9 protein-coding genes and 1 pseudogene are annotated in these 6023 nt (G+C 58.9%); 8 read left to right on the top strand and 2 right to left on the bottom strand.

From position 1 onward, the window contains the following. Positions 1-480 (bottom strand): annotated as a pseudogene (locus tag V6C16_RS06575) (dissimilatory-type sulfite reductase subunit beta); the annotation flags it as partial. An 18-nt stretch (positions 481-498) separates the two neighbouring features. Then, positions 499-1812 (bottom strand): dissimilatory-type sulfite reductase subunit alpha, encoded by a 1314-nt coding sequence (gene dsrA, locus V6C16_RS06570; protein ID WP_333536294.1) that lies wholly within the window; start codon positions 1810-1812, stop codon positions 499-501. Between the two features lie 558 nt (positions 1813-2370). Here dsrA and V6C16_RS06565 point away from each other — a divergent pair. The 8 genes from V6C16_RS06565 to V6C16_RS06530 all read left to right on the top strand — a co-directional run. Further along, positions 2371-2640, top strand: coding sequence for a hypothetical protein (locus tag V6C16_RS06565; protein WP_333536296.1), 270 nt, complete (start codon positions 2371-2373; stop codon positions 2638-2640). Beyond that, complete coding sequence (locus V6C16_RS06560) at positions 2637-3386, top strand: major capsid family protein (RefSeq protein ID WP_333542920.1); 750 nt, start codon at positions 2637-2639, stop codon at positions 3384-3386. The genes V6C16_RS06565 and V6C16_RS06560 overlap by 4 nt, the downstream gene beginning before the upstream one ends. 13 nt (positions 3387-3399) lie before the next feature. Then, positions 3400-3831, top strand: coding sequence for a hypothetical protein (locus tag V6C16_RS06555; RefSeq protein ID WP_333534445.1), 432 nt, complete (start codon positions 3400-3402; stop codon positions 3829-3831). 12 nt (positions 3832-3843) lie between these two features. After that, a complete protein-coding gene (locus V6C16_RS06550; protein ID WP_333534446.1) occupies positions 3844-4275 on the top strand; it encodes a DUF4054 domain-containing protein in 432 nt (143 codons plus the stop codon). A 2-nt stretch (positions 4276-4277) separates the two neighbouring features. Then, positions 4278-4760 (top strand): hypothetical protein, encoded by a 483-nt coding sequence (locus V6C16_RS06545; protein ID WP_333534447.1) that lies wholly within the window; start codon positions 4278-4280, stop codon positions 4758-4760. Beyond that, positions 4757-5143 (top strand): hypothetical protein, encoded by a 387-nt coding sequence (locus V6C16_RS06540; RefSeq protein WP_333534449.1) that lies wholly within the window; start codon positions 4757-4759, stop codon positions 5141-5143. Before V6C16_RS06545 ends, V6C16_RS06540 begins: the two co-directional genes overlap by 4 nt. After that, positions 5140-5733, top strand: coding sequence for a phage neck terminator protein (locus V6C16_RS06535; RefSeq protein WP_333534451.1), 594 nt, complete (start codon positions 5140-5142; stop codon positions 5731-5733). Before V6C16_RS06540 ends, V6C16_RS06535 begins: the two co-directional genes overlap by 4 nt. Continuing rightward, on the top strand, positions 5733-6023 hold a 291-nt coding region (locus tag V6C16_RS06530; protein ID WP_333542919.1), incomplete at its 3' end, for a hypothetical protein. The genes V6C16_RS06535 and V6C16_RS06530, both read left to right, overlap by 1 nt.

The raw sequence follows: 6023 nt of genomic DNA, 5'->3' as shown, positions 1-6023 counted from the left end.
GCCCGAGTCGTCGGTGGCAGGCGTATGGCAGTGCACCCAGCCCTGGGTGTGCACCATGTTGCTGATGCCGGCGCCGGTGCCGCCCACGGGGAACTTGAACGAGCCGCCGTCAAACTTGCGGCTGTTCAGGTCGTCGCGCAGGGCCTTCATGCCTTCTTCGCTGTCCACCATGAACTCAATGTTGTTACGGGTGGTAAAGCGCAGGTAGCCGCCACAGTACTTGTCAGCGATGTCGCACAGTTCGCGGATCAGCGTGATGGACATGGTGCGGGTACCGCCCACGCGGACGGTGTAGCACTTGTCGCCGGTTTCGGACACGTGCAGCAGCACGCCGGGCTCCAGAATTTCGTGATAGAGCCACTTGCCGAAGTTGTTCTTGATGATCGGCGGAAAGTATTCATCATACTTGTGGGGGCCGATGTCAGTGATACGGCCTTCCATCGGTTTTGCGGGATTGTACCCGGAAGAAATAAATGCCATGTTCTTCTCCCCCTTTGACTAGCGTTGATGGCGTTTGCGGTAAGCGGCGAGGTCACGGTCCCAACCACCGGTAACTTCTTCTTCCTTGAAGAAGATGTACGGGTTGGAGCGGGGTTCCTTGACGTGGTAGGCGGCAGCAGGAGTGTCGGTGACTTCCAGCAGTTTCTGGAAGGACAGACGCTTCATGGTTTCACCCACGCGTTCGCGGTTTTTGCCTTCTTCCATCCACCAATCCCAGATCTTTTCGATGACTTCTTTGACGTCATCGTAGGGAGCTTCACAGGAAACGAAGGGCACGAGCAGCGAACCCATCTGGGCGCCGTCAACCACGGGAGCCTTGGCGCCTACGAGGATGCTCGCGCCGCGCTCGTCGCCGATGCGCAGGGCGCGGGGCATGGTGTTGATGCAATGCATGCAGCGCACGCAATCAGCGGTTTTGATGGAAAGTTTGGAACCGTCCCACTTCATGCACTGGGAGGGGCAGCGGTCCACCACTTCTTTCTGCAGGTCAAACTTGCCCCAGTCGCGGCCGGAGTGAGCGCCGGCGTTGGGAGCAAATTCACCGGCCACGTAAGCCTTCACGGCTTCCTGGTCGATTTTGATGTCGTCCTTCCAGGTACCGACAACGGCAAAGTCAGAGCGCGCCATGGCGCACACGCAGCCGTTGGGGCAGCCGTCGAACTTGAATTTGAACTTGTAGGGGAACGCGGGGCGGTGCAGTTCGTCCTGATAGTCCATGGTCAGCTGGTAGCACATGTCCTGCGTGTTATAGCAGGCATATTCGCAGCGGGACTGACCGAGACAGGCTTCAGGCGTACGCAGGTTGGAACCGGAGCCGCCAAGGTCCACGTTCATTTTGTGGGTCAGTTCGTGGAAGATTTCTTCCAGCTGGGCGGTCTGGGTGCCGAGCAGCACGATGTCGCCGGTGGAGCCGTGCATGTTGGTCAGGCCGGAGCCGCGCAGATCCCATATGTCGCACAGGTCACGCAGGAATTTGCTGTGATAGTACTTGGCAGCGGGTTGGGCCACACGCATGGTGTGAAAGTGGGCCACGCCGGGGAACATTTCGGGCTGGTCGCAGTAACGGCCGATAACGCCGCCGCCGTAACCGAACACGCCCACGATGCCGCCGTGCTTCCAGTGGGTTTCCTTCTCATTGTAGGAAAGCTCAAGCACACCCAGCAGGTCTTCAGGGCAGTCCACGGGGATCTGATAGTCAAGACCCTTGGGATTCGCGGCCCGATAGGCCGCTTCCTGCTTGATGTCGGACACAAAGCTCGGCCAGGGGCCGCTTTCCAGCTGGTCCAACAGGGGGGTTGCATGTTTCGCCATTGCCATACCTCCACATGGTTTGTTTGTATCACGCAGCGCGTGATGTACCGGTCAAGTGCGGCGATCCGGGGCTGGCGCCTGAGCGCACTCCGCACCGGGCACGGGTGGAAACAAAAAAAGTTTCCTGCCGACGGGCATTGCCTCCCGCCGCAACGCGCCCGCCCCGTGAAATACGGGACGCCCCAAGGGATCGCGTAAGACGGGCGAGTCAAAACCTCGGCCCCTCTAGGCCGCAACGCGGTCAACTCACTACATAGCGCAATTTTGCGCCAATGACAACCTGGGCGGGATTATATGCGCAAATTGCGGGCGCAAAGCCCGGAGCGCAAGCCCTTGCGCCCTGAGGCGCAAGCATCGCCCCGGTGTGTCCCGTCTGTATATGGCCTGTTAATACCAATTTTTTTGCCATTTGTGCAACTTTTTTTCGCAACATGTACCTTTTTTCACATATGCGGCGCCTCCGCCCTTGGCAAATCCTCTCTTTTCAGCGTACACTGCGCAACATCTTACAGAACAGCCGCCGTCACTCCGGCGCCATTTTCAAGGAACCTTCCCATCATGAAAGACGAACTCGGTTTGTACTACCATCCCCAGGCGGGCAACAGCCTTTCCCGCGTCTATGTGCGGCGCGGCGAGCACGGCGAAGTGGAGTTCCGCCTCTGGCGCTCCGACCTGCCCGAAGTATGGGACCGCCACCCCTGGCTCAGCATGAGTGTCGTGCAGGACGCCGCCCAGATGTACCAGCAGGAACGCAACCCCGAGGCCGACCCTCTCAGGCTTTATGATCTGGCAGTGGCCCGGGCGCTTCTCAAGGAGGACGAGGCGTGAAAGGACGTTGGCTGCTGGCAAACCGCGACTTTCTTGTGCGTGACCTCGTGCGTGACTACTGCACGGTCTATCACGCGCTTGCAGCCCAGCGCCGCCGCTTTGAACTGGACGGGGCCGTGTCGTACACGGCCCTGCGTGACCTTCTGGGCGAAGCCATGCGCAAGGCGGCGGACAACCTCACCGAAACCTCGGTCATCTTCGGGAACAAATCCATCGGCTTTCAGCCTTGGATTAACTACCCGGGCGTGACTTCCGTCATGGTGGGCGCGGGCGCGGGCGGGGATACCGAATGGAGCACCAAGACCGGCATCGAGATGGTGCGCGACGTCAACGCGGTGCTCAACGCCATGTGGGTGAACAGCCGCACCATCATGAAGCCGCTCACGGTGTTCATCCCCCTCACGCAGTACACCCTGCTCAACGAGACCCCCATCGTCATCGGCAACACCGGAACGGCCATGACTGCGATGGAATATCTCAAAAAGAACAACATCATGACGCAGCTCACAGGCAAAGAACTGGACATCCGTCCTTCCCGCTATCTCGCGGGCGCGGGCGCGGGTGATACAGACCGCCTGGTGGCTATGGATCGCCGCCGGGAAAATCAGTGCATGCCGTTCCCTTTGCCGTATCTGCTCTCGCAGCCCATCCCGGCCCCCTTGGCCGCTGAACTGTACGCGGAAATGAAAATCGGCTCGTTCCATGTGCGCCAGCAGGGTTCCATGATGTACGCCGACGGCATTTAAGGAGGGCACAAACATGATTTTGACCAACTGCACCAATACCCAACGCGGCATTACCCTGAAAGACGGCATCAAGTTTCTTGAGCCTCGGGAAATCTGGACCGTACCATCTGCGAAAGAGGACGAAATCCGGGCCATGTTCAAAAGCCGCACCTTTCAGCGCTTTGTGGACAACGACATCTTCCGCTTGAGCGAAATCCGCGACGGCGAAGAAGGCACCGAGGTCAAGACCCCGGAACCGCCCGCCGACCTGAAGACGGCCGCGCCCGTCGATGGTCTGCAAACTCCGGTCGGAACCGCCACCGGGAAGCTGGCCAGCGCTCCAACTGTTGTTGAGCATCAGAGCGGTGGGCCGATAGCTGAAGGCTCCGAGGTCAAGACCCCGGAACCGCCCGCGACCAGGGCGAGGGGCACCAGGGCCGCTACCACGGCAGCTGCGAAGGCGTAAGGACATAAGGCCATGGCCTACATCTATGACACGTTCATAGCGGATTACCCGGAGTTTGCCGATGTGCCGCCCGCAGCGGTAAACCGGCAGCTCCGGCAATCCGTGCTCATGCTGAATCCCGGCGCCTGGGGCAAGTGGTACGAGATGGCGCAGGGACTCTGGTGCGCTCACTATTTGGCGCTTGAATACAACATCGCCGGAAAATGCGCGGAACTCGGCATGCGCAGCCCCTACGACGTGGGCACGGTGAATAACCAGGCGGCGAGCACGAGCTCCGTGTCCATCGGCACGACGACCTCGGCCATGCTCACGGGCGACGACCCCATTCTCGCGGACTTCGGGCGCACGACCTACGGTATGAAGTATCTGAACCTGCTCTACACGGTGATTCCGGCTGGCGGTATCGTCTACTCGCCGGATACCAGTGCAACTTTGGAGCGATAACCATGTTTTCTGCTAAAACCACACAGAGAAGCCCCGGTTGGCTTGAGAAGCTTAAGCTGCGCTACAAGCAAGAACCACTTGAAGCTGTAGTTGGGTATCCGAGGGGCAAAGAAGGGGTTGGTAGTCCCCATTACGAAAATGGGGCGAGCATCCTCCAGGTGGCCATTTGGAACAACTATGGGACAGAGAACATTCCTCGCCGCGCCTTCATGGATTTGGCGTCCACGCACATGCAGCCCAAATTCAAGCAGATGATGAAAGATGCCGTCAAGCGCATCAACGCGGGAGAAATAGAACTGAAAACTGTATTGAAAGCTGCGGCGGCGATGGGGCAAGCCGAAGTACAGAAAGCGATTGTAGACGGAGACTGGGTAGAAAACTCGCCAGAAACGATTGCTCGGAAAGGTGAAGGAAAATCTCCTCTGACTGATACAGGAGATTTAGGGAATTATGTCACCAGCGACGTCAGAGCGAGGACAACATGAGCACTTTGCCTATGAATTTTGATTCGGTGCTCCAGACCTTCGGCACCCCGTTGCCCGTCACGGTGCTCGATACCACCGGCAGCTATGTGGACGGCGAATGGACCGAGACCGATCCTGTGCCAAGGCCGCAATCCCTTCCCGCCATCGTGCTGGCCATGTCTCCGGCACGACTGGAACTGTATAAGGAGGGCGATTCTTCGGCGGCAGGCATAAGCTTGCATACCAAAGAAACGCTGTACTTCACGGACATAGACAACGCAGGCCAGGAGCAGCGGCAAAGCTACGTTGAGTATCATGGCTACCGTTTTCGGGTCGTAGGCACCGGCTTCATGCTCGGCAACACCAACTTCAACCTCTACGAAGCGGTACGGTATTTCCGATGATTCTGACACCCGAGGACGTCAAAAAACTGCTGGTCTCCGTTCTGGAGGGCCTCACCGGGCTCGGCTCCGGCCGCGTCATCTGGGAGACCTCCGGGGGGCCGCGCCCGTCCGAGGGCCTGTACTGCTCTCTGTGGTGGAAAGACTTTGAGCTGTTGCCGCAAAATGTCGGCGACTACACCGCGCCGACCGGGCCGGACCCGGACAAGGCGAGGCCAATTACCCAACACTTGCGCCACGAAAGCTGGTGCACTGTGCAAATTTCCTTCTGGGGACCGAAGGCTTTTGAAAGCGCCGTGCGGACGGTGCTAGCCTTGCAGTCTGATGATCGTTCTTTCGACCTCTGGAAGGTTCTCGGTTATGGCGGCACTGATGCCGTACAAGACCTCAGCACGGCTTTTCGAGGGCGGATACAAGCCCGATGCTTCTTCAATCTTTCGTTCTACGCCTGTTTCGGCGCGGACTACCCGGCGGAATGGTTCGACATCTCGCAGTGTGGCATCAAGTACGCCGGGGAAATTGAAGACTTTGAATATTCCAAAGCAGACAGGGAAGTCCCCGATGACTGCTCCTGCCTCAAAGGAGAACAATAATGAGCCAGATACCCGTTGTATGCCCTAAAAATCCGCTGCCGCGCGACCTTGACGTCGAAGTGACAATATCCCGGCCCCTGACCGAGATTGCCACTGACATGACGCTCATGGTGTTTCTGACCCCGGACTTCGACGCGCCGCCCAACAACAACCGGGTGCGCTACTATTCCAGCTTCTCCGCCCTGCAGGCCGACACCACGCCGGGCAGCGCCATGTACTTCGCCGGGCAGGCCTTTTTTAACCGCTCGGTGCGGCCCCTGACCATGGCCGTGGGGCGGGTATTCGAGGCC

It is taken from the genome of Desulfovibrio sp. 1188_IL3213 (assembly GCF_036763145.1).
Taxonomy (GTDB): domain Bacteria; phylum Desulfobacterota; class Desulfovibrionia; order Desulfovibrionales; family Desulfovibrionaceae; genus Desulfovibrio.
This window is presented reverse-complemented; position numbering and strand designations above follow the sequence as displayed.